Source organism: Marinobacterium sp. xm-d-579 (assembly GCF_013282935.1).
In the GTDB taxonomy this organism is placed as follows: domain Bacteria; phylum Pseudomonadota; class Gammaproteobacteria; order Pseudomonadales; family Balneatricaceae; genus Marinobacterium_E.
On record NZ_WBYP01000002.1, the window covers coordinates 44,785 to 66,324 of the forward strand.

At 48.5% G+C, this 21,540-nt stretch carries 20 protein-coding genes; 12 read left to right on the forward strand and 8 right to left on the reverse strand.

The window, feature by feature from the left end; all coding sequences use genetic code 11:
- Positions 1–18 precede the first annotated feature (18 nt).
- The 3 genes from cysB to XMD579_RS03950 all read left to right on the forward strand — a co-directional run bounded on the left by cysB (position 19) and on the right by XMD579_RS03950 (position 2,640).
- Complete coding sequence (gene cysB, locus XMD579_RS03940; RefSeq protein WP_173505880.1) at positions 19–993, forward strand: HTH-type transcriptional regulator CysB; 975 nt, start codon at positions 19–21, stop codon at positions 991–993.
- A 100-nt stretch (positions 994–1,093) separates the two neighbouring features.
- Positions 1,094–1,711 carry a bifunctional phosphoserine phosphatase/homoserine phosphotransferase ThrH gene (gene thrH, locus XMD579_RS03945; protein WP_173481627.1) on the forward strand — a complete coding sequence of 206 codons (618 nt, stop codon included), beginning with the start codon at positions 1,094–1,096 and terminating at the stop codon, positions 1,709–1,711.
- Positions 1,712–1,767: 56 nt separating this feature from the next.
- Entirely contained in the window at positions 1,768–2,640 is an 873-nt protein-coding gene (locus XMD579_RS03950; RefSeq protein WP_173483208.1) for an alpha/beta fold hydrolase, read from the forward strand.
- Here the strand turns inward: XMD579_RS03950 and XMD579_RS03955 are convergent.
- On the reverse strand, positions 2,634–3,218 hold the full coding sequence (locus tag XMD579_RS03955; RefSeq protein WP_173483207.1) for a MarC family protein: 585 nt from the start codon (positions 3,216–3,218) through the stop codon (positions 2,634–2,636). The two genes, XMD579_RS03950 and XMD579_RS03955, sit on opposite strands and share 7 nt — an antisense overlap.
- Positions 3,219–3,351: 133 nt before the next feature.
- Between XMD579_RS03955 and XMD579_RS03960 the strand changes: the two genes are divergently transcribed.
- The 6 genes from XMD579_RS03960 (at position 3,352) to XMD579_RS03985 (ending at position 11,714) form a co-directional block, all read left to right on the forward strand.
- On the forward strand, positions 3,352–4,038 hold the full coding sequence (locus tag XMD579_RS03960) for a GntR family transcriptional regulator (protein WP_173481624.1): 687 nt from the start codon (positions 3,352–3,354) through the stop codon (positions 4,036–4,038).
- A 12-nt stretch (positions 4,039–4,050) separates the two neighbouring features.
- Entirely contained in the window at positions 4,051–4,944 is an 894-nt protein-coding gene (prpB, locus tag XMD579_RS03965; protein ID WP_173481623.1) for a methylisocitrate lyase, read from the forward strand.
- A gap of 62 nt (positions 4,945–5,006) precedes the next feature.
- Positions 5,007–6,137, forward strand: a complete 1,131-nt coding sequence (prpC, locus tag XMD579_RS03970; protein ID WP_173481622.1) for a 2-methylcitrate synthase — start codon at positions 5,007–5,009, stop codon at positions 6,135–6,137.
- Positions 6,138–6,159: 22 nt separating this feature from the next.
- Positions 6,160–8,769 (forward strand): Fe/S-dependent 2-methylisocitrate dehydratase AcnD, encoded by a 2,610-nt coding sequence (gene acnD, locus XMD579_RS03975; RefSeq protein ID WP_173481659.1) that lies wholly within the window; start codon positions 6,160–6,162, stop codon positions 8,767–8,769.
- A gap of 63 nt (positions 8,770–8,832) precedes the next feature.
- The gene (gene prpF, locus XMD579_RS03980; protein ID WP_173481621.1) at positions 8,833–10,011 is read left to right on the forward strand and encodes a 2-methylaconitate cis-trans isomerase PrpF; all 1,179 of its coding nucleotides are present in this window, start codon (positions 8,833–8,835) and stop codon (positions 10,009–10,011) included.
- Positions 10,012–10,244: 233 nt separating this feature from the next.
- A complete protein-coding gene (locus XMD579_RS03985; protein WP_173505881.1) occupies positions 10,245–11,714 on the forward strand; it encodes an NAD-dependent succinate-semialdehyde dehydrogenase in 1,470 nt (489 codons plus the stop codon).
- A gap of 42 nt (positions 11,715–11,756) precedes the next feature.
- On the opposite strand, the gene XMD579_RS03990 is transcribed toward XMD579_RS03985, so the two are convergent.
- Genes XMD579_RS03990 through XMD579_RS04000 form a run of 3 tightly spaced genes read right to left on the reverse strand, consistent with a single transcriptional unit; the run spans position 11,757 to position 13,987 of the window.
- On the reverse strand, positions 11,757–12,545 hold the full coding sequence (locus tag XMD579_RS03990) for a class II aldolase/adducin family protein (RefSeq protein WP_173484301.1): 789 nt from the start codon (positions 12,543–12,545) through the stop codon (positions 11,757–11,759).
- Positions 12,546–12,560: 15 nt separating this feature from the next.
- On the reverse strand, positions 12,561–13,046 hold the full coding sequence (locus XMD579_RS03995; protein WP_173505882.1) for a MarR family winged helix-turn-helix transcriptional regulator: 486 nt from the start codon (positions 13,044–13,046) through the stop codon (positions 12,561–12,563).
- Positions 13,046–13,987 (reverse strand): TauD/TfdA family dioxygenase, encoded by a 942-nt coding sequence (locus XMD579_RS04000; RefSeq protein WP_173481617.1) that lies wholly within the window; start codon positions 13,985–13,987, stop codon positions 13,046–13,048. Before XMD579_RS04000 ends, XMD579_RS03995 begins: the two co-directional genes overlap by 1 nt.
- A gap of 194 nt (positions 13,988–14,181) precedes the next feature.
- Between XMD579_RS04000 and dld the strand changes: the two genes are divergently transcribed.
- Positions 14,182–15,903 carry a D-lactate dehydrogenase gene (dld, locus tag XMD579_RS04005; RefSeq protein ID WP_173481616.1) on the forward strand — a complete coding sequence of 574 codons (1,722 nt, stop codon included), beginning with the start codon at positions 14,182–14,184 and terminating at the stop codon, positions 15,901–15,903.
- Between the two features lie 58 nt (positions 15,904–15,961).
- On the opposite strand, the gene XMD579_RS04010 is transcribed toward dld, so the two are convergent.
- Entirely contained in the window at positions 15,962–17,029 is a 1,068-nt protein-coding gene (locus XMD579_RS04010; RefSeq protein WP_173481615.1) for a 3-deoxy-7-phosphoheptulonate synthase, read from the reverse strand.
- 186 nt (positions 17,030–17,215) lie between these two features.
- On the opposite strand from XMD579_RS04010, the gene dsbD reads away from it, so the two are divergent.
- Together dsbD and XMD579_RS04020 are read left to right on the forward strand one after the other, a co-directional pair.
- Positions 17,216–19,018, forward strand: coding sequence for a protein-disulfide reductase DsbD (gene dsbD, locus XMD579_RS04015; RefSeq protein ID WP_371815177.1), 1,803 nt, complete (start codon positions 17,216–17,218; stop codon positions 19,016–19,018).
- Positions 19,019–19,070: 52 nt separating this feature from the next.
- The gene (locus XMD579_RS04020; RefSeq protein WP_173481614.1) at positions 19,071–19,397 is read left to right on the forward strand and encodes a hypothetical protein; all 327 of its coding nucleotides are present in this window, start codon (positions 19,071–19,073) and stop codon (positions 19,395–19,397) included.
- Positions 19,398–19,455: 58 nt separating this feature from the next.
- Here XMD579_RS04020 and XMD579_RS04025 read toward each other — a convergent pair whose 3' ends face one another.
- From XMD579_RS04025 to XMD579_RS04035, 3 genes are read right to left on the reverse strand one after another with little or no spacing between them, the layout of a single operon-like run.
- Entirely contained in the window at positions 19,456–20,007 is a 552-nt protein-coding gene (locus XMD579_RS04025; protein WP_173505883.1) for a hydrolase, read from the reverse strand.
- Positions 20,008–20,012: 5 nt separating this feature from the next.
- Positions 20,013–20,555: a DUF2889 domain-containing protein gene (locus XMD579_RS04030; RefSeq protein ID WP_173505884.1), complete on the reverse strand. Its 543-nt coding sequence runs from the start codon at positions 20,553–20,555 to the stop codon at positions 20,013–20,015.
- 9 nt (positions 20,556–20,564) lie between these two features.
- Positions 20,565–21,383, reverse strand: coding sequence for a pyruvate, water dikinase regulatory protein (locus XMD579_RS04035; protein WP_173505885.1), 819 nt, complete (start codon positions 21,381–21,383; stop codon positions 20,565–20,567).
- Between the last annotated feature and the right edge of the window lie 157 nt (positions 21,384–21,540).

A 21,540-nucleotide genomic window follows, 5' to 3' on the forward strand; every position in this document is an offset into this window, starting at 1 on the left:
TATAAATTGGAGCAATAGATGAAACTTCAGCAGCTGCGTTACATTTGGGAAGTCTCTAAACACGACCTCAATGTCTCTGCTACGGCACAAAGCCTATACACATCGCAACCAGGTATCTCTAAGCAGATCCGTCTACTAGAAGATGAACTGGGTGTTGAAGTGTTCGCTCGTAGTGGTAAGCACCTGACGCGCGTTACACCTGCTGGTAAAACGATTCTTGAGATCTCAGGAGAGATTCTCCAGAAAGTGGACTCTATTCGCCAGATTGCTCAAGAGTTCAGCGATGAGCGTAAAGGCAGCCTATCGGTAGCCACCACTCACACACAGGCACGTTACGCTCTGCCTCCTGTGATTAATGAATTCATCAAAATGTATCCTGAAGTTGCGCTTCATATGCACCAGGGTACACCTACTCAAATTTCTGAGATGGCCGCCGATGGTACTGTCGATTTCGCGATTGCGACGGAAGCGATGGGCAGCTACTCAGATCTAATTATGATGCCTTGCTACAGCTGGAACCGTTCAGTGGTCGTACCTAAAGATCACCCGCTTGCGCAAGGTGGCGAGTTAACTCTAGAGAAGTTAGCTTCTTATCCAATTGTTACCTATACCTTTGGTTTTACCGGTCGTGGCAAGTTGGATGAAGCGTTTAAAGAGCAAGGTCTCGATCCTAAAGTGGTCTTCACTGCGGTGGATTCGGACGTTATCAAAACCTACGTTCGCCTAGGGTTGGGTGTAGGTATCATTGCCAGCATGGCGGTCGATCAGCAGCTAGATCAGGATCTGGTAGCGATCGATGCATCTCATCTGTTTGAGCCCTCTATCACTCGAATCGGTTTCCGTCGTGGCACCTTCCTTCGCGGTTACATGTTCGACTTCATTCAGAAGTTTGCTCCACACATTACTCACGACGTTCTTGAAAAAGTTCAAGCCTGTAGCGGTCGTGCTGAAGTGGATGAGCTGTTCCAGGATATACAGATCCCTTCGATGTAAGGCCATAGGTCTAATGAACCTCTAATATTGTCGTCTTTCGTTTGAAAGGCGGCGACTAAATCGCTAGAGTAGCCTCTCAATTTTTAAAGGAGAGCCTAGCGTGGAACTAGCATGTCTTGATCTTGAAGGGGTCCTAATCCCTGAAATCTGGATCGCATTTGCCGAAGAGACTGGTATCGAGGAGTTAAAAGCAACGACTCGTGATATCCCTGATTACGATGTGTTGATGAAGCAGCGCCTTCGTATTCTTGATGAGCACGGTCTAACCCTTCCTCAGATCCAAGAGACCATTGCTAAGCTGAGCCCACTTCCAGGCGCTAAAGAGTTCACCGATTGGTTGCGTGAGCGTTTCCAGCTGGTGATTCTTTCCGATACCTTCTATGAGTTTGCAGCACCGTTGATGGCTCAATTGGGTTACCCAACGCTGCTTTGTCACCGACTTGAGACAGACGAAAACGGTCGTATAACTGACTACACGCTTCGTCAGCGCGACCCTAAGCGTCAATCAGTGCGTGCTTTCCAGCTGCTTAATTACCGTGTTATCGCTGCAGGCGACTCTTACAACGACACGACTATGTTGGCTCAAGCTGAGCAGGGCATTCTTTTCCATGCTCCGCAGAACGTCATTGAAGAGTTCCCGCAATTCCCAGCGGTACACACCTACGAAGATCTTAAGAAAGAGTTTCTAGCGGCAAGTAACCGCAATCTCTCCCTTTAAAACTGCCTATTGGGGGTAGCATTAGCTGCCCCTACTTATCCCGAGTAGTGCTTACCATGAGTCGACTATCAGATAGTCACTGTCATTCAGACACTCTAGCCCATGCAGGTTATCAGCACGCTTATCGCATTTATCGTCACCCAGAATCTGAAGGTGGTCGCCGACTGCTGTTAATCCACGGCGCTGGTGTGGCGGGTCGATATACTTGGGAAGCGATGCAGCACTTTCTTGAAGGCTGGGGTGAAATCCTTGTACCTGATTTACGAGGGGCAGGTGAGACCGTCAGTGATGATGGAGTAGAGCACCCCTTCAGTGTCAATGACCTGGTGTCGGATATGACCCACCTAGTGGATCATTTAGGCTGGCATGAGTTCGATCTAGCGGGCTATTCTCTTGGGGGCTTGGTGTCACTGTTGTTAAAACAGAACCTCAGAGATCGGGTGCGCAAACAGTTCCTGCTTGAGAGTGCGCTGCTCGATCGTCATGATTGGCAAGAGACCGTCTCCATTCGTCAATCCTTCTCTGCCGCGGCTAAAAGCCTACGCAATACAGAGGGTGATGAAGGGATTCGAACCTTTCTTGATACCATTTCGCCCAATCGTAAGGTGAGTGAAGCGGTTGAAAAAATGACTTTGCAGCGTTTGGGCGAGCGTCGACTGGGTTTTGCTAACTCTCTAGACGCCGTTACCAATGCGGCCCTGTTCATCGATCGAGAGAGACTGCTAGCGGCTCAAGGGGATGTCAGCAGTTTTATAGGTGGATTGAGTGTCGAGCCGATGCATCAACTGCATCAGCACCTGTCAGACAGTATGCGTAATTGGCACTACCATTTTGTGGCAGGGACAGATCACTCCCTACCTTATCAAAAGCCTCGTCAGATCGCCCGTATCATGAATGATGAGTTAAAGCGCTATTTAAAAGGCTACTGAATTGCTAAAAATCCATTGATTAGCATCTGAACAGCGATCGAGATCAATATCATACCCATCAGACGTTCTATCGCTTTCAAGCCACGTTTGCCGAGTATTCTATAGAGTGATTGTCCTGCGATTAAAATAATAGCGGTCGCCACCCAGCTGATCAGAAGGGCGATTAACCAGTCTATACTGCGACTCGGTTCGCTCTCTGCCAGTAGAACCAGAGTGGCCAGTATTGAAGGGCCTGCGATCATTGGCGTAGCCAAGGGGACCACTAGCGGTTCGCTATCATCCTCATCATCGCCCATAACGCCACCACGGGATGGGAAGATCATTCGGATTGCAATAATCAGTAGTACTAAACCGCCAGAGATAGAGACCGCCTCTTTAGAGAGCGATAACAGTTTTAACAGTGCCGAGCCGCTGTATAGGAAGATCAGCATTAGGATTAAGGCGATCACTAACTCCCTGAGTAGTACCTTGATACGTCTGGCGGGGTCGACCTTTTTAAGAATGGATAACACCACAGGGATATTGCCCAACGGATCCATGATTAAGAAGAGCATCAATGCTGCAGCGTAGGTATCCATATTTCACTCCTGCTTATATCCGACTGATCAGTCGAGATAACAAAATTGTCGACAATGTTAGCCTTTTGGTTGATTGTCAGCCTATATAAAGCGGGTTATTCTACATTGCATAATCAGATTGTCGACAATATTTATGACCATTGAACCGCTTTACGCTTCAGAATCACAACAGAGTAGCACGCTTGCAGACCGAGTGTGTCATGAAATTATTACTGCGATTGTGAAGGGTGAAATTCCAGCGGGCGCTAAAATTTCTGAACCAGAACTGGCTAAAACCTACGGTATTTCGCGAGGCCCACTTCGTGAAGCGATACGTCGTTTAGAGGGGCTGCGTCTGGTTGAGCGAAAGCCTCATATTGGCGCGCGTGTTGTTCAGTTAAGTGTCAAAGAGCTGTTGGAAATCTATCGCGTTCGTGAAGCGCTAGAGGGTATGGCGTGCCGTTTAGCCGCGACCGTTATGCCGCAAGAGGAGATCAACCAGCTTCGTGCTCTGCTAGATCAGCATCAGTCAGGTATCGAAGAGCAAGAGGGACAGGCCTACTTTCAGAAAGAGGGCGATCTCGATTTTCACTACCGAATTGTGATGGCGTCTGGTAACTCAAAACTTCAAGAGTTATTAGCGGCCGATCTATACCACTTGGTGCGAATGTATCGTTTCCAATTCAGTCTTTCCAGTTCTCGTCCCACCATGGCTTTACGTGAGCACCATCAAATATTGGATGCCATTGAAGCGCGTGATGAAGAGCTGGCCGAACTTTTAATGCGTCGTCACATCAGTGCATCAAGACGCAATATCGAATCTAAATTAAATCAACCCTAAGGAGAGATAGAGATGACTCAGTCGATGTCCCCAGGCGCTAAGTTCCGTAAGGCACTAGCCGATAACAAGCCACTTCAAGTTGTGGGTACTTTCAACGCATACAACGCAATGATGGCAACACGTGTTGGTCACCAAGCGATCTATCTCTCTGGTGGTGGTATTGCAAACGCCTCTTACGGCCTACCTGATCTAGGTATGACCTCATTGAACGATGTGATGGAAGATGTACGTCGTGTAACGGCTGCTTGTGATACGCCTCTGATGGTTGATATCGATACAGGTTGGGGTGGTGCATTCAACATCGCACGTACGGTTAAAGAGATGATTCGTGGTGGCGCAGCGGCGTGTCACCTTGAAGACCAGGTTGCTCAGAAGCGTTGTGGTCACCGTCCAAACAAAGAGATCGTCTCTCTAGAAGAGATGGTTGATCGTGTTAAAGCGGCCGTTGATGCTAAAACAGACGATGACTTCTTTATCATTGCCCGTACCGATGCATTCCAGATGGAAGGTCTTAACGCAGCCGTTGAACGTGCACAAGCCTGTTTAGAAGCGGGTGCTGACGGTATCTTCGCTGAAGCGGTTCATACGCTTGAAGACTATAAAGCCTTCTCTCAGGGTATTAACGGTGGACACCTACTTGCGAACATCACTGAATTTGGTGCGACACCTCTATTCAATAAAGAGGAGTTGGCAGAGAACGGTTGTACGATGGTTCTTTACCCACTGTCTGGTTTCCGTGCAGCAAACAAAGCCTCTTTGAACGTTTACGAAGCGCTACTGCGTGATGGCGATCAGAAAGCCGTTGTGGATACGATGCAGACTCGCATGGATCTTTACGATTTCTTGAACTACCACGACTTTGAACAGAAGCTAGATGCTCTGTTCCAAGAAGGTAAAAACAAGTAACTAATCCCTAACTCTCGGATCTGTTGTTCTGTCGCAGGTCCATGTCATTCAAGGAGAAAGAGATGGCTGAAGCAAAAAAATTAAGTGGTGCAGGTCTGCGTGGTCAATCTGCGGGTGAAACAGCACTCTGTACGGTTGGTAAATCGGGCGCTGGTCTTACTTACCGCGGCTACGATATTAAAGAGTTGGCTGACAATGCGCAGTTTGAGGAGGTTGCCTACCTTCTTCTATACGGCAAACTGCCTAACCAAGCGGAACTGGATGCTTATAAAGCACGTCTGAAAGGCATGCGCGCACTTCCAGCAGCGCTTAAAACGGTTCTAGAGAACATCCCTAAAAATGCTCATCCAATGGATGTGATGCGTACCGGTGTCTCTATGTTGGGTAACCTTGAGACAGAGATGGACTTTAGCGAACAGCACGATCACATCGATCGCATGCTGGCGGTATTCCCTGGCATCATCAACTACTGGTACAACTTTGCTCACAAAGGCATCCGAGTTGAGACAGAGACAGACGCAGACTCTATTGCAGAGCAGTTCCTATGGACGCTTCACAATAAAAAACCAGAGCCGCTGCACGTCGATGTTATGCACGCCTCTTTGATCCTTTACGCAGAGCATGAGTTCAATGCCTCAACCTTTACGGCTCGTGTCTGTGCGTCAACGCTGTCTGACATTCACAGCTGTGTGACCGGTGCCATCGGTTCACTGCGTGGTCCTTTGCATGGCGGCGCTAACGAAGCGGCGATGGCGATGATCGAAAACTGGAAATCTGCTGACGAAGCAGAGGAAGCGATCATGGGTATGTTGGCTCGTAAAGATAAGATCATGGGCTTTGGTCACGCGATCTACCGCGAGTCAGATCCACGTAACGCGATCATCAAAGAGTGGTCTGAAAAACTCTCTAAACAGGTAGGTGATACGCACCTTTACGCTGTTTCTGAGCGTGTTGAAGCGGTCATGTGGCGTGAGAAGAAACTCTTCTGTAACGCGGACTTCTTCCACGCATCGGCTTACCACTTCATGGGTATCCCTACTGAACTGTTCACGCCGATCTTTGTCTGTTCGCGCGTAGCGGGTTGGACTGCTCACGTCATCGAACAGCGTGCAAACAACCGTATTATCCGTCCTTCTGCAGACTACACTGGCCCTGAGTCGGCTGAGTGGGTTGCGATTGAAGACCGTGCCTAATTAAGAGTAGGAACTTGAAATGATGAATACTCAATACCGTAAATCTTTAACTGGCACGACGCTCGACTACTTCGATACTCGTGCAGCGGTTGAAGCAATTGAAGCTGGCGCTTATGCGAAGCTTCCCTACACATCGCGTGTATTGGCAGAACAGTTGGTTCGCCGTTGTGAGCCGGACGCTCTAACTGATTCGCTAAAACAGCTAATCGAGCGTAAGCGTGACCTCGATTTCCCTTGGTACCCAGCGCGTGTTGTCTGTCATGACATTCTTGGTCAAACAGCACTGGTTGACCTAGCAGGTCTGCGTGATGCGATTGCGGATCAGGGTGGTGACCCATCTAAGGTTAACCCTGTCGTGCCAACTCAGCTGATTGTTGACCACTCGTTGGCAGTAGAGGCACCAGGCTTTGATCCAGAAGCGTTCGATAAGAACCGTGCGATTGAAGATCGTCGTAACGAAGACCGTTTCCACTTTATCGACTGGACCAAGACTGCGTTTGAAAACGTTGATGTAATTCCAGCCGGTAACGGCATCATGCACCAGATCAACCTTGAGAAGATGTCTCCGGTTATTCAGGCGCGTGATGGGGTTGCCTACCCTGATACCTGTGTCGGTACTGACTCGCACACGCCTCACGTTGATGCACTGGGTGTTATCGCGATCGGTGTCGGTGGTCTTGAAGCTGAAACTGTTATGCTGGGTCACCCATCAATGATGCGTCTTCCAGACATCGTGGGTGTGAAGCTAACGGGTAAACGTAATCCAGGAATCACTGCGACTGATATCGTATTGGCTCTGACTGAGTTCCTACGTCAGGAGCGTGTCGTTGGTGCATACCTTGAGTTCTTCGGCGAAGGCGCTGATTCACTATCGATTGGTGACCGTGCGACTATCTCGAACATGACTCCAGAGTTTGGTGCAACGGCTGCGATGTTCTACATCGATGGCCAGACGATCGACTACCTAAAACTGACGGGTCGTGAACCAGAGCAGGTTGCACTGGTTGAGCAGTACGCTAAAGAGACTGGCCTATGGGCGACCGATCTTGTTACGGCTGAATACGAGCGAGTTCTTGAGTTTGATCTATCAACTGTTGTCCGTAACATGGCAGGTCCATCAAACCCACACCGTCGTCTACCAACTTCGGATCTAACCAATCGCGGTATCGCTGACGAAGCGAAATTGGCTGCAGCGAAAGCGGAAGAGGCTGATGGCCTGCTACCAGATGGCGCAGTGATCATCGCAGCGATCACTTCGTGTACCAACACCTCTAACCCCCGCAACGTTGTTGCTGCAGGTCTTGTTGCTAAACGTGCTAACGAGCTTGGCCTTGTGCGCAAGCCTTGGGTTAAATCGTCATTTGCTCCAGGTTCAAAAGTTGCAAAACTTTACCTAGAAGAGGCGGGTCTTCTTCCAGAACTTGAGAAGATGGGCTTCGGTATCGTGGCATACGCTTGTACAACCTGTAACGGTATGTCGGGTGCGCTTGATCCTGTGATTCAGCAAGAGATTATTGATCGTGACCTCTACGCGACAGCTGTACTATCGGGTAACCGTAACTTCGACGGCCGTATCCACCCATACGCTAAGCAGGCATTCCTAGCATCACCACCACTTGTCGTTGCTTACGCGATTGCCGGTACGATGCGTTTTGATATCGAAAACGATGTATTGGGTACGGATACCAACGGTAACCCAGTAACGCTTAAAGATATCTGGCCATCAGATGAAGAGATCGATGCGATTGTCGCTAAGGCCGTTAAGCCAGAGCAGTTCCAGCAGATCTACATCCCTATGTTTGACCTAGGTGAAGCTGAGAAAGCGCCAAGCCCACTTTACGACTGGCGTGAAATGTCGACCTACATTCGTCGCCCTCCATACTGGGAAGGTGCGTTGGCAGGTGAGCGTACGCTAAAAGGTATGCTTCCATTGGCAGTGTTAGGTGACAACATCACAACTGACCACCTATCGCCATCGAATGCGATTCTTGCGTCGTCTGCAGCGGGTGAATACCTTGCTAAGATGGGTCTTCCAGAAGAGGACTTCAACTCATACGCAACTCACCGTGGTGACCACCTAACAGCACAGCGCGCAACCTTCGCTAACCCGAAACTGTTGAATGAGATGTGTCGTGATGAGAACGGCGAGATCATTCAGGGTTCTCTAGCTCGTCTAGAACCTCAGGGTGAACAGATGCGCATGTGGGAAGTGATTGAGACTTACATGGAGCGCAAGCAGAACCTAATCATCGTTGCTGGCGCTGACTACGGTCAGGGCTCATCACGTGACTGGGCGGCTAAAGGTGTTCGCCTAGCGGGTGTTGAAGCGATCGTTGCTGAAGGTTTCGAGCGTATTCACCGTACTAACCTAGTCGGTATGGGCGTACTACCTCTTCAATTCAAAGAGGGCGAAACACGTCATACTTACGGTATTGATGGTACTGAGTCGTACGATGTGGAAGGTGAGATCGCGCCACGTGCAGATCTAACGCTGATCATCAATCGTCGTAACGGTGAACAGGTTCGCGTACCAGTGACCTGTCGTCTTGATACGGCTGCAGAAGTTCGTGTTTATAAAGCTGGTGGTGTGTTGCAACGCTTTGCTCAAGATTTTCTTGAGGGCAATGCATAAGCAATTGGCTAACTACAAGGGGTCGCATCGCGGCCCTTTTTTAAATTAAGGGAGATGTTTGAAATGGCATTTGTTCCTCAAATTCAGGTTCGCGCTACCTACATGCGTGGCGGTACATCTAAGGGTGTTTTCTTCAATCTGAAGGATTTACCAGATGCGTGTCAGGTTCCAGGTGAAGCGCGCGATAAGTTGTTAATGCGTGTCATTGGTAGCCCAGATCCATACGGTGCTCAAATTGATGGTATGGGTGGTGCGACTTCATCGACATCGAAGACGGTTATCGTCTCAAAAAGCACCATGCCAGATCATGATGTTGACTACCTTTTTGGTCAGGTCGCGATCGATCGTCCATTTATGGATTGGTCAGGTAACTGCGGTAACCTATCGGCGGCTATTGGCCCTTTTGCTATTCATGAAGGGCTAATCGACCCAGCTAAGATTCCTGAAAACGGCATCTGCGAAGTCAAAATTTGGCAGGCCAACATCAAGAAGACCATCATCGGTAAAGTCCAGATCACTAATGGTCAGGTACAAGAGACAGGTGACTTCGAGCTTGATGGTGTCACTTTCCCCGCAGCTGAGATTGAAGTGTCGTTCATGGATCCAGCCGATGGCGAAGGTTCTATGTTCCCAACAGGTAATCTTGTCGATGATCTTGAAGTTCCTGGTGTGGGTACTTTTAAAGCGACAATGATCAACTCAGGTATCCCAACCATCTTCCTCAATGCAGAAGAGATTGGTTACCAAGGTACTGAGCTTCGTGAAGCGATCAATAATGATCCTGAAGCGCTAGCGCGTTTTGAAACCATGCGTGCCCACGGTGCGCTAAAGATGGGTCTAATCACGGATCTTAAAGAGGCTGAGACGCGTCAACATACCCCTAAAATTGCTTTTGTCTCACCACCAAAGAACTACACAGCGTCTAGTGGTAAAGAGATCACAACGGATGATGTAGATGTTCTAGTTCGTGCACTGTCTATGGGTAAACTTCATCACGCGATGATGGGTACAGCGGCAGTTGCTATCGCAACGGCAGCAGCAGTACCGGGTACGCTGGTTAACCTCGCTGCCGGTGGCGGAGAGCGCGATGCCGTTCGCTTTGGTCACCCATCGGGTACCTTGCGTGTCGGTGCAAAAGCGGAAGAGGTGAATGGTGAGTGGACTGCTAAAGCCGCCATCATGAGCCGAAGTGCGCGTCTTCTAATGACGGGTTCTGTGCATGTTCCAGGGGATACCTTTTAGTCTCTGGAAAATGCTGAAAGTGCCGATGTCAGGCTGAAGGCCTGGCACGGTAACTGCGTAGTGGGTTAGTACCCAGGTGACAGGCCTTCAGCCTGTCATCCGCCCTTTCTTCATTCACCACTAAACAAGTGAATTTCACTCCGCAAAACAGCATATAATTGATCCTTTCCATCGGGTTAACGTATTGTTTATATTGAATAACGTTTATAACCAGACCACAGGATCTTTTGATCATGCCACTTCAACTTAGCGACACCTCTCTTCTTATCTCTAAAGCGTTTATTAATGGTCAGTGGGTAGACTCACATTCCGGCGAAACATTCGCCGTGACCAATCCAGCTACTGGAGAGTTACTTGCTGAAGTTCCCGATATGGATGAGGTCGATACTCAACGAGCTATCGACGCGGCCGATGCTGCTTGGGCCGATTGGAAAGCCGTTCCGTGCAAACAGAAAGCTAATCTTATCCGTCGTTGGTTTGATTTGGTCATGGAGAATCAGGAAGATCTAGCGCGTTTGATGACAGCAGAACAGGGTAAGCCTCTTGCAGAAGCGCGTGGTGAGGTCGCTTACGGCGCGAGCTACATCGAGTGGTTCGCTGAAGAGGCCAAGCGTGTTTATGGTGATACCATTCCTGCAGCTACGGGTGATAAGCGTTTAGTTGTTATCAAGCAGCCAGTCGGTGTAGTGGGTGCAATCACTCCTTGGAACTTCCCGAATGCCATGATTGCGCGCAAGATTGCACCAGCGCTAGCAGCGGGATGTCCAGTGGTTGCTAAACCGGCAGAAGATACACCGCTTTCATCTCTCGCACTGGCAGAACTTGCAGCACGAGCAGGTATCCCTACGGGTCTTATCAACATTGTGACAAGCTCGAGAGCTAAAGCGGCTGCCGTAGGCAGTGCGCTTACGAGTTCAGATAAAGTTCGTAAAATTTCCTTCACTGGTTCGACGCAGGTCGGCAAGATTCTAATGAAACAAGCCGCCGACAGCGTCAAAAAAGTCAGTATGGAGCTGGGAGGAAATGCCCCCTTCGTCGTTTTTGATGATGCTGATTTGGATGCGGCTATCGAAGGTGTGATTGCATCTAAGTATCGAAACACTGGCCAAACCTGTGTCTGCGCCAACCGTATCATTGTCCAAAGCGGTATCTATGAGTCATTCCTTCAAAAGCTCGCTGAGCGTGTTTCAGCCTTTAAAGTGGGTAACGGTCTTGAGGAGGACGACGCTGTTCAAGGTCCTCTGATCAACCAAGCTGCGGTCGAAAAGGTTGAACGACACATCAAAGACGCAGTAGAGAAGGGAGCTCGGGTTGTACTAGGTGGTAAACCGCATTCACTGGGTGGCACCTTCTTTGAGCCGACCATACTGGCTGACATCACAACCGATATGTGTGTGACTTACGAAGAGACCTTTGGTCCTGTGGCACCTATCTACAAGTTTGAATCAGAAGAGGAGGCCATCGCACTGGCAAATGACACAGAATTTGGCTTGGCAGCCTATTTCTACAGCCGCGATATTGGCCGTGTCTGGCGTGTTGCTGAAGCACTGGATGTTGGGATTGTCGGTATCAATGAAGGGATTATCTCTTCAGAAATGGCCCCCTTTGGTGGGGTTAAGCAGAGTGGTCAAGGTCGAGAAGGGTCTAAGTACGGTCTGGATGACTACCTAGAGATTAAATACCTCTGTATGGGTGGCATATAATTATGCCCACTAAAAAGCCCTCTTGTCAGAGGGCTTTTTCTTTTACAGTTTCCAGCTAGGATCTTTCTGATCGATCAAGCGGATCAACGCTGGCCACTCTGGGTGTCTCACTTTTGCATTTGCCTGAGCTTCGCCGCCTTCGAACTGATGACGAGTTTTTCGAATGATCTCTTCATCAATTGGGTTCAGGTTGCCTGCCGCCATAGCAGCCAATTGCACCTCTGCATTTCTAATGAAAGCAAAGTGTCTTACAAAGGCCCAGGTACAGGTTGGGCCTGCTGTGAGAAGACCGTGGTTCTTTAGAACAAGCGTATGGTTGGTATCACCCATTGCCGCCGCTAGTCGTGGTCCCTCGGAGCCATCCAGAACGATCCCTTCAAAGTCATGATAGCCAGTGCGTTCGAAGAACTGACAACCCTCTTGTGTAACAGGAATCAACGGTGAATCCAGCGCGCACAGTGACTGCGAAACTGGCTCGTGTGTATGCAATATACAGTGCAAATCGGGGCGGGCTTTATGAATCGTTGAGTGAATGGTGTAGCCTGCTTTGTTGACGTTCCACTCACTTTCAGAAAGGGCGTTACCATCAATATCGATCTTAATCAGGTCTGATGCGCGCATTTCATCATAACGAACCCCGAACGGGTTGATTAAAAACTCATCAGTTCCAGGAATACGCAGGCTGATATGGTTGTAGACAATGAATGTCCAGCCAAAGTGATCAACCATTCTGTAGGTCGCTGCGAGTTGAAGGCGGGCTTGCCATTCAGTGTCACTCATGCCTTCAGGTGCATCGGGTAGATCTACCTGAAATCTTGGATCGTTACTCATGTTCTGTCCTTTTATTTATTCGGTGTCGAGCGTTTCAATATTTTTAATCAATTTGTGAAGGGTCCCAACAAATTGAACTAATTCACTCTCATCAATCTCTTTTACGACTCTCTCATGACGATCAAGCACCACGTCCAAGAAGCGTTGATGTAGTGCCCAACCCTTTTCACTAAGTGACCAGCGTTTTTGCTTGCCTTTGGGTGTGGCTGTTTCACCAACGAGCAGATTTTGTGAGTCCAGTTTAGCCATGGCTCGACTGGCCGCTGCCTTATCTATGCTGATCAGGGAGCAGACTTCAGCTGCCTTTTGGTTTGGCTTATAAGCCAGAGATGCGAGAACCCGCATCTCAACTGAGCCCAAACCAAATTGCGATAGGTACTGGCTTGATGAGTAGCTTGTCAGCCTATTGGCGATCACAGAGATAAGGTGTTGAAGGTATCGATCATAGTCGAGAACTTCATGCCCCTCTCTGTGTCGAATAATGTCCAATTTATCTGACATTAACTTTCAAACGCAGCCTGAGGTTTTTCTCCCATGACTGTTGTGCGATGCAGTTCACGACGGAATCCGTCGTAATCATTAAACGCGCGGTGAAGACAGATGCGGTTGTCCCAAATGGCGACAGTATCCTCTTCCCAGCGTAAACGACAACAGAAGAACTCCTGCGTTGCGTGCTCGTGTAGGAATTTAAGCAGAGGTTCTGACTCGCGGCGTTCCATGCCTTCGATATTGACCGAGTAAACCCCATCAACATAGAGTGACACTTGACCTGACTCTGGATGCTTGCGAACCATCGGATGGAAGTTTCCGCGCATCATCGCGTCGATATCAATTTCTAACTCGATATCGGTCATTGAAGTCATGTTCTTTGTCTGTTCAACCACTTTTTTCATAGAGCCTATAACGCGGTCAGCAGCCATATGAACCTTTAGCGGCGCTAGCATCTTTTTCATGCCAGCAGACAGGCTCTCATACGCCATCACTGAGTTGTACCAGATGGTGTCACCACCATAGGGTGGAATTTCGATGCCGTGAAGTACACTGATTGATGGTGGTCTTTCTAGAAAGGCTGAATCGGTATGGTGACCACCGCCAAAGATGATTTTAGATTTGGTATCAGCCTCTTTGATAACAGGTTGTACATCTGGGAAGCCAGGAAGACCTGTGGTGTAAGCATCGGTACCTAACTCGCCAAAGCGCTTTGTAAACTCCAACTGATCAGCAGGGGAGAGATTCTGCTTACGCAAGAAGATCATCTTGTGGTGCCAGAGTGCCTCTTTGAGCTCTTCAAAGGCTTCGTCATCAAGATCTTTTAACTGAACATCCAGTACCTCAGCACCCATTGATGAAGCCAGTGGTAGTGTTTTGATCTGTTTACCTTGATATGGATGGTTTTTGTAAGGCTGATCGTCATGAATTAGATCGGTATCCATTGAACTCATTGCTTCTCTCCGATGGTGTTATTTATTGTGAAATGAACAATAGATCCAAAAAGTTGATATGTCAACTTTTTGGTTTTTACATAATGAGGGCAGATAAAAGTGATCTCTTTTTTTGTGCATTGCGAAAGCTAAATTTAATTCCCCGCAGGATCCGTTATAATCCGCATCTGATTTTAAGATAGAGGCTTTGAATAATGTCGACTCAGGCACTTATTTCGCAGTTACAAACCATTGTTGGTAAGAAGTACGCAATAACCGAATCTGATCGTGTGGCGCCTTACGCTACCGGTTTTCGTCTGGGTGGTGGTAGTGCATTAGCTGTCGTTCGTCCTGGAACCTTGGTTGAGGTTTGGCACTGTCTGCAAGCCTGTGTCAAAGCGGATGTGATCGTCATTATGCAGGCCGCGAATACCGGTTTGACCGGTGGCTCTACCCCTAATGGTGACGATTACGATCGTCCTATCGTGATCATCAGTACCATGCGCATCGACTCTATTCACCTGATTGATCAGGGCAAACAGATTGTGGGTCTTGCGGGTTCTACGCTTTTTGGTCTGGAAGATCGCCTGCGTCCATACGGTCGTGAGCCTCACTCTGTCATCGGTTCCTCATGTATTGGTGCGTCTATTGTCGGTGGTATCTGTAACAACTCTGGCGGTGCGTTAGTTCAGCGTGGTCCTGCTTACACAGAGATGTCTATCTTTGCTCAGATCAATGCCGACGGTGAGTTGGAGTTGGTGAACAATCTAGGAATCAACTTGGGTGATACACCTGAGGAGATGCTCGAAAATCTTCAGTACGAGCGTTATCGCGCTGATGATGTCCAGTACCCAGATCTGCTGGGTTCCGATAACGAGTACAACGATCGTATTCGTGATATTGATGCTGAGACACCCTCTCGCTACAACAATGATGGTCGTCGTCTGCACGAAGCGTCTGGTTGTGCCGGTAAATTGGCCGTCTTTGCTGTGCGTATGGATACCTTCGAGATTCCAAAGAAACAGCAGGTGTTCTACGTTGGTACTAATGACCCTGCGGTTATGGAGCAGATGCGTCGCGATATCTTGTCGACCTTTAAGAATCTGCCTATCGCCGGTGAGTACATTCACCGTACCTGTTATGACGTCTCTAAGAAGTACGGTAAAGATTCGTTCATCGTGATCGACAAACTCGGTGCTTCCTACATGCCTAAGATGTTTGCGATTAAACGCACCGTTGATCGTTGGACCAATAAGCTAGGCTTTTTACCGAAAAACTTCTCGGACAAGATGCTGCAGTGGATGAGCTACCTATGGCCAAATCATCTACCCGCTAGCATGGAAGAGTATCGTGATCGCTTTGAACACCACTGGATTCTCGAAACAGGGAATGAGTGTGTCGATGAGATGCGCGCTTACCTTAATGAGTTCTTTAAAACGAACGAAGGTGAGTATTTCGAGTGTACTGAGCGCGAAGCAGAGCAGGCCATACTGCACCGTTTTGTTGCGGGTGGTGCGATTGGACGTAATAAAATCATGGAAGGCGATAAGCTAGGTGCGGTCATGACCATCGATGTGGCCTTTCCTCGTAATGAGCGCGACTGGTTTGAAACGCTGCCACAAGAGCTAGCGGATCAAATTGCCGTTAAGGTCTACTATGGTCACTTCTTCTGCCACGTCATGCACCAGAACTACATCATGAAACCAGGTGTTGATGCCAAAGCGGTTAAGAACCAGATTTTGGATACCTTTGATGCGCGTGGTGCTGAATACCCAGCGGAACATAACGTTGGTCATGAGTATGCTGCGAAAGAGGCGCTTAAAGAGTTCTACCGTAGTCTGGATCCAACCAATGGATTCAACGCAGGTATCGGTCAAACCAGTAAATTGAAATACTGGGGTGAGTCATCTTGTGGTTGTGGCAGCGATCATCACTGATCCGCTGAAATGAAAAAGGGAAGCGTAACCGCTTCCCTTTTTTGTATCCGATCGATGCTTATCGAGTTTTTAGAATCTCAGCAAGCTGATCATTCATCTCAATCAGTGAGCTTTCGGTCGTCTCCCAGTTGATACAGGCATCCGTCACCGATACACCGTATTTCAATTCACTGAGATCTGAAGGGATCGACTGGTTGCCCTCATTAATGTGCGACTCGATCATAAGACCGATGATTGAGCGGTTGCCCTGAACGATCTGATGCATTGCATCCTTAGCCACCAGTGGCTGGCGGTTGTGATCTTTGTTTGAGTTAGCATGGCTACAGTCGATCATAATGTTCTGTGGCAGCTTCGCTTTCTCTAACGCTTGCTCTGTTAGATTGACGCTGACGGTGTCGTAGTTGGCACGTCCCGCACCACCACGAAGTACGACATGACTGTATTGGTTACCACGAGTGCGGACGATGGATACCTGACCTTCTGAGTTGATCCCCAAGAAACTGTGAGGGTGGCTGACCGATTGCATCGCATTAATAGCAACATCTAAGCTTCCGTCAGTCCCGTTTTTAAAGCCAACGGCACAAGATAGGCCTGAGGACATTTCACGGTGGGTTTGCGATTCAGTGGTACGCGCGCCAATGGCTGACCAAGTAATAAGGTCCTGCATGTACTGTGGTGAGATTGGATCCAATGCTTCAGTCGCCAGAGGAAGGCCCATCTCAGCTAGATCAAGCAGTAACTTACGACCAATGCGAAGACCCTCTTCAATCTCAAAGCTGTCGTTCATATGAGGGTCGTTGATCAACCCTTTCCAACCGACGGTGGTACGTGGTTTTTCAAAGTAAACTCGCATCACTAGGTAGAGTGAATCTTTTACTTGCTCTTGCAGCTTCAATAGGCGACGACCATATTCGATCGCGGCTTCTGGATCGTGAATAGAGCAAGGGCCTACCACGATGAACAGGCGCTTATCTTCGCGCTTAAGAATCTGTTTGATGGTGTTGCGGCCGGCCATCACGCTCGCGGCAGCTTTATCAGACAGAGGTAACTCTTTTTTAAGCTGATTGGGTGTGACCAGTGGGTCATTTGATTCGACGTTTAAATCGTCAATACGAGTATCGGTCATGGGTTAAATCCGAATAATCCTTTGAAAGAAGAGCGTTTGTAACACAGTCAATGGTCTGGTTTAAGGGCTCTGTCAGTATAAAATACGAATTTTAGTGATCTATGACCGACAAAACGGAATAATAGCTCTAACTGTGTAATTTAAATCTTCGTTATTGCGATAGATAAGTTTTAATGCGAGGACTTTGTGCGTTCTATCAAATTCACACTCAGCCTGTTAATGGCGTTCATATTGTCACTGTCAGGCGCCAATGCGTCTCTGTTTGGTGGTAACAGTGATGAGCCGTTAGAGGTTGAACAGGCGTTTAAATTCAGTGCTCAGCAACTGGATGCTAACCGCTTTCTATTGGTATGGGATATTGAGCCTCGTTACTACCTCTACCAAGATCGAATCGAGTTAACCCTTCCAGAAGGGGTTAGCCAAGTTAGCCGATCCGATTCCGCGACTGATACTAAAGAGGATCCTGTCTTTGGTGTTGTAGAGGTGTTTCATGATCGCGCTGAGGTGACCGTTGAGCTGGCGCGTCAAACCACTGCAGCGGCTGACGGTCAATTTGATGTCAGCTACCAAGGTTGCTGGGAAGGGGGGATCTGTTATCCACCGGTGACCGGTGTGGTTGCCTATACTGGTCTAGCGGAGGCTTCACAGGCTGCAAAAACAGCTTCAGCTGACGCAACTACGACAGAGATTGTCAGTGAGCAGGATCAGTTCTTACAAACCCTATCAGGTAGCTCCTCTTGGACTTTGATTGGCGTCTTCTTTTTAGCGGGTTTGGCTCTGTCGTTGACGCCCTGTGTATTTCCGATGATTCCCATTCTGTCGGGCATTATTGCCGGTCATGGTCACAACACTAATGCTAAGCATGGATTAGCCCTGTCGATCATCTATGTGCTGGCTATGGCGGTGACCTACACAATCGCTGGGGTGCTGGCAGGAGTGTTTGGAGCGAATCTGCAAGCGGCACTTCAGGCTCCTGCCGTAATTGCTCTCTTCAGTCTTCTGTTTGTGCTGTTGGCAGGCTCTATGTTTGGCTTTTACGAGCTGCAGATGCCGTCCTCTGTTCAAACCTGGTTGAGTCGCAATTCTGATAAACAGAAAGGTGGCAGTTATGTTGGTGTGGCTGTAATGGGCTTCCTCTCTGCACTGATTGTGGGTCCCTGTATGGCTGCTCCGTTGGCGGGCGCTTTGATCTATATTGGTCAAACGGGTGATCCTGTTATTGGCGGGTTAGCACTCTTTTCACTGTCGATTGGTATGGGTATTCCTCTGATATTGATCGGCACCTCTGCAGCCAAGTACATGCCACGTGCGGGTCTTTGGATGGAGAGTGTCAAAGCCGGTTTTGGTGTCGTTCTTCTTTTGATGGCGGTTTGGATGTTAGATCGCATCGTGCCGGTTGAGGTGACGATGGGGTTAGTCGCGTTGATCCTTATCATCACCTCTGTCTTTATGGGGGTCTTTGAAAGTCACGCCTCGGAAGTTCATGGTGTTAAGAAGATCGCCAAAGGGGTAGGGGTTATCCTGCTCGTTTACGGTGCCTCTTTAACCCTAGGGCTTCTGTCCGGTGGTAAGAGTTTGATCTACCCATTGAAAGGCCTCGTATCGACAAGTGAAGCCACGACGGCAGCGAAGATTGAGTTTGTAACCGTGACCAATCCAACCGATTTAGACGCTCAATTGAGCCTGGCTAAATCGAGAGGACAGGCTGTTTTACTGGATTACTACGCGGATTGGTGTGTCTCCTGTAAGGAGCTGGATTACGTCACTTTCGCTGACTCAGCCGTTCAGAACAGGATGGCGCAAATGTTGCTGGTAAAAGTAGATGTGACGGCTAATGATGAAGCGTCGAAGCAGCTTACAAAGCGCTATGAAGTACTTGGTCCGCCAACGCTTATCTTTTATGATGGACTTGGTCAGTATCGAAAAGAGTTAACTCTGGTGGGTGTACCCTCGCCAGAACAGTTTTTACAAATGAGCAATCAACTTTAAGCAATAACTGAGCTTAGGCAAGACAATTGTCCTGCTCTTTGGAGTGATGAAAATGAAAAAAAGTACTCTGTTTGCAGCCCTTCTGTTGACCCCTGTCGTAGCACTTGCTGCCGACGCGGATAACGGCAAGGAGCTTTATGATGAAACCTATTTTGAGCGAGAGATTAACGGCGAAATGCGTGATGATGTGACCTGCGCAACCTGTCACGAACCTGCCTTTTACACTCGTTCAGACCGTATGGCTTCCAGCTATAAAAATCTTGAACAGGCCTGGGTTCAGGGCTGTAACGACAAGATGAATGTCGGCTGGTTCCCGGAAGAGGTTGCCGATGTTACGGCTTACCTCAACAAGACCTACTACAAGTTCCCACAAGAGTAGTCATTAATTTTAGTTGCTAAAGAGCCAGCAAATAGCTGGCTCTTCTGTTTCTAGCTATCTATCGAATGAACTCTCTACTGATCTCTTTAAACTTAGGATGATCGGCACGCTTTAACCACTCAAACATCACCATCTCTTTTGAAACCAGGGTCACTTGGTTTTGTTGCATTCGCTTAAGAGCCAGCACTTTATCCTCGGCCTTTCGTGAACTGACAGCGTCTTCGACCACAAAAACCTGAAATCCCATTTCACTAAGTTCTAAGACTGTTTGAAGAACACAGACATGTGTCTCCATGCCTGTAATGATGATCTGTTTGCGCTCCCACTGATTCAACGCGGTTTTTATCTGTGGTTCACTTACGCATGAAAAGCTCTGTTTTTCGAACCGCTCAGCCTTACCTTCAAGAAGCGATAGTAGCGACTCTTCAGTGGCTCCAAGACCTTGTGGATACTGTTCAGAGTAGGCGATGGGTATCTCAAGAAGTTGCGCCACCTCAACCAGTGCGACGGTATTAGCGAGGGTCTGTTCTGGTGATTGCACAGCCGGTAGCAACCTCCCCTGAACATCAATTACGAATAGCGTGCAGTTATCTCTGTCGATCAGTGCCATACTGGTTAACCTTTATAGAGTTCGGGCCAATATTGTTCGACGACAGGCGAGTCTTCAGCGTAGGTGTGGCAGCTGTTGAGTTGCGCGGAAACCGGTGATTCAGCCGTGCTTTTTGCTAATCGATGGCGCTCTTGAAAGGTGACTTGTATGGCCGTTGTCGCTACTGGACCTAATAGCTCAACCAGGTGTGTACAGCCTTGAATGCCGCCAAACAGATCTCTCACCTTTTTGGTAAAGCCGGGTCTAATCGACTCTCCCTCTAACTGTTTATATACCGGTGCGATACCTGGACACATTGTGTAGGGGGTGGCATCCATCGTGGTTTCAACGGCGTGTATGTTCAGATCAAGATCAACAGTCAGGCGGATCGCCATATCGTGCAGTGGGTCGCCCGCTTTTAAGATAAATTCACTTAATGGCATCTCATCAGCTTTGGTATCGACGAGATGGCCTTCAATATCCCAAAGCCCATCCTCACGCTTATAGCCAGTGCAGGTGACCTGTCGTGTATGGCGATGCGTCCTCGCAGCCGGTGTGGGTAGTGGCATGATAGGCTCCTAAACAATGCGTCGATTGAGATTAGCATCGGCCATGATGCGTGTACTGATCTCTTCAATCGAGAAGTTGGTGGTATTGATCGATTGCATATTGTTCTGGCGGAAATAGCGCTCAGCCGTGCGAGTCTCAAGATCGCATTGGTCGAGTGACGAGTATCGGCTGTTTGGGCGTCTCTCATTACGAATCGCGGCAAGCTGGAACGGATCGATGGTCAATCCATACAGCTTTTCACGGTGTTGCTTAAGAATATCGGGTAGATCTTCACCGCCCATATCCTCTTCGGTCAGTGGGTAGTTGGCGGCGCGAATACCGTACTGCAGTGCCATGTAGAGGCAGGTGGGTGTTTTACCGCAACGGGAGACACCGACTAGGATAATGTCAGCCTCTTTGTACTGCTGAGTTCTGGCGCCGTCATCGTTATCCAACGCAAAGTTAACCGAATCGATACGGGCCTTGTAGCGATCAATTTGGTTAATCGCGTGTGATTTACCAACCGTGTAGGTCGATGCGGTATCGAGCTCGGATTCAAGCGGTTTTAAAAAGGTCGAGAAGATGTCGATGTTGTAGGACTCAGCATCAGCGATCATTGCGCGGTACTCTGCATTAACAAAGGTATCGAACACAATTGGACGATGTCCGTCTTGTTTGCCTGTCTCGTTAATGCGTTGAATAACGGCTTCGACCTTTTCGGGTGTATCGATGTAGGGAAGGGTGATCTCTTCAAACTTTACCGACTCAAATTGGCTAAGCAGACTGTTACCAAGAACTTCAGCTGTGATGCCGGTTCCGTCCGATATAAAGAAAGCGGTGCGCTTCATTTTGGATACTCAATTCGACTAAATTCAATGCCCTATACTAGAGTTTTTGTAGCGAAATTACATTTTTAAAAAGGGGTTTTATTTCTCTTTTCTTCCTCTAGTATGGCGTGTATTGGGTAGTAAATACTCAGTTTAACGACCAAAGTTTAGGAGATAG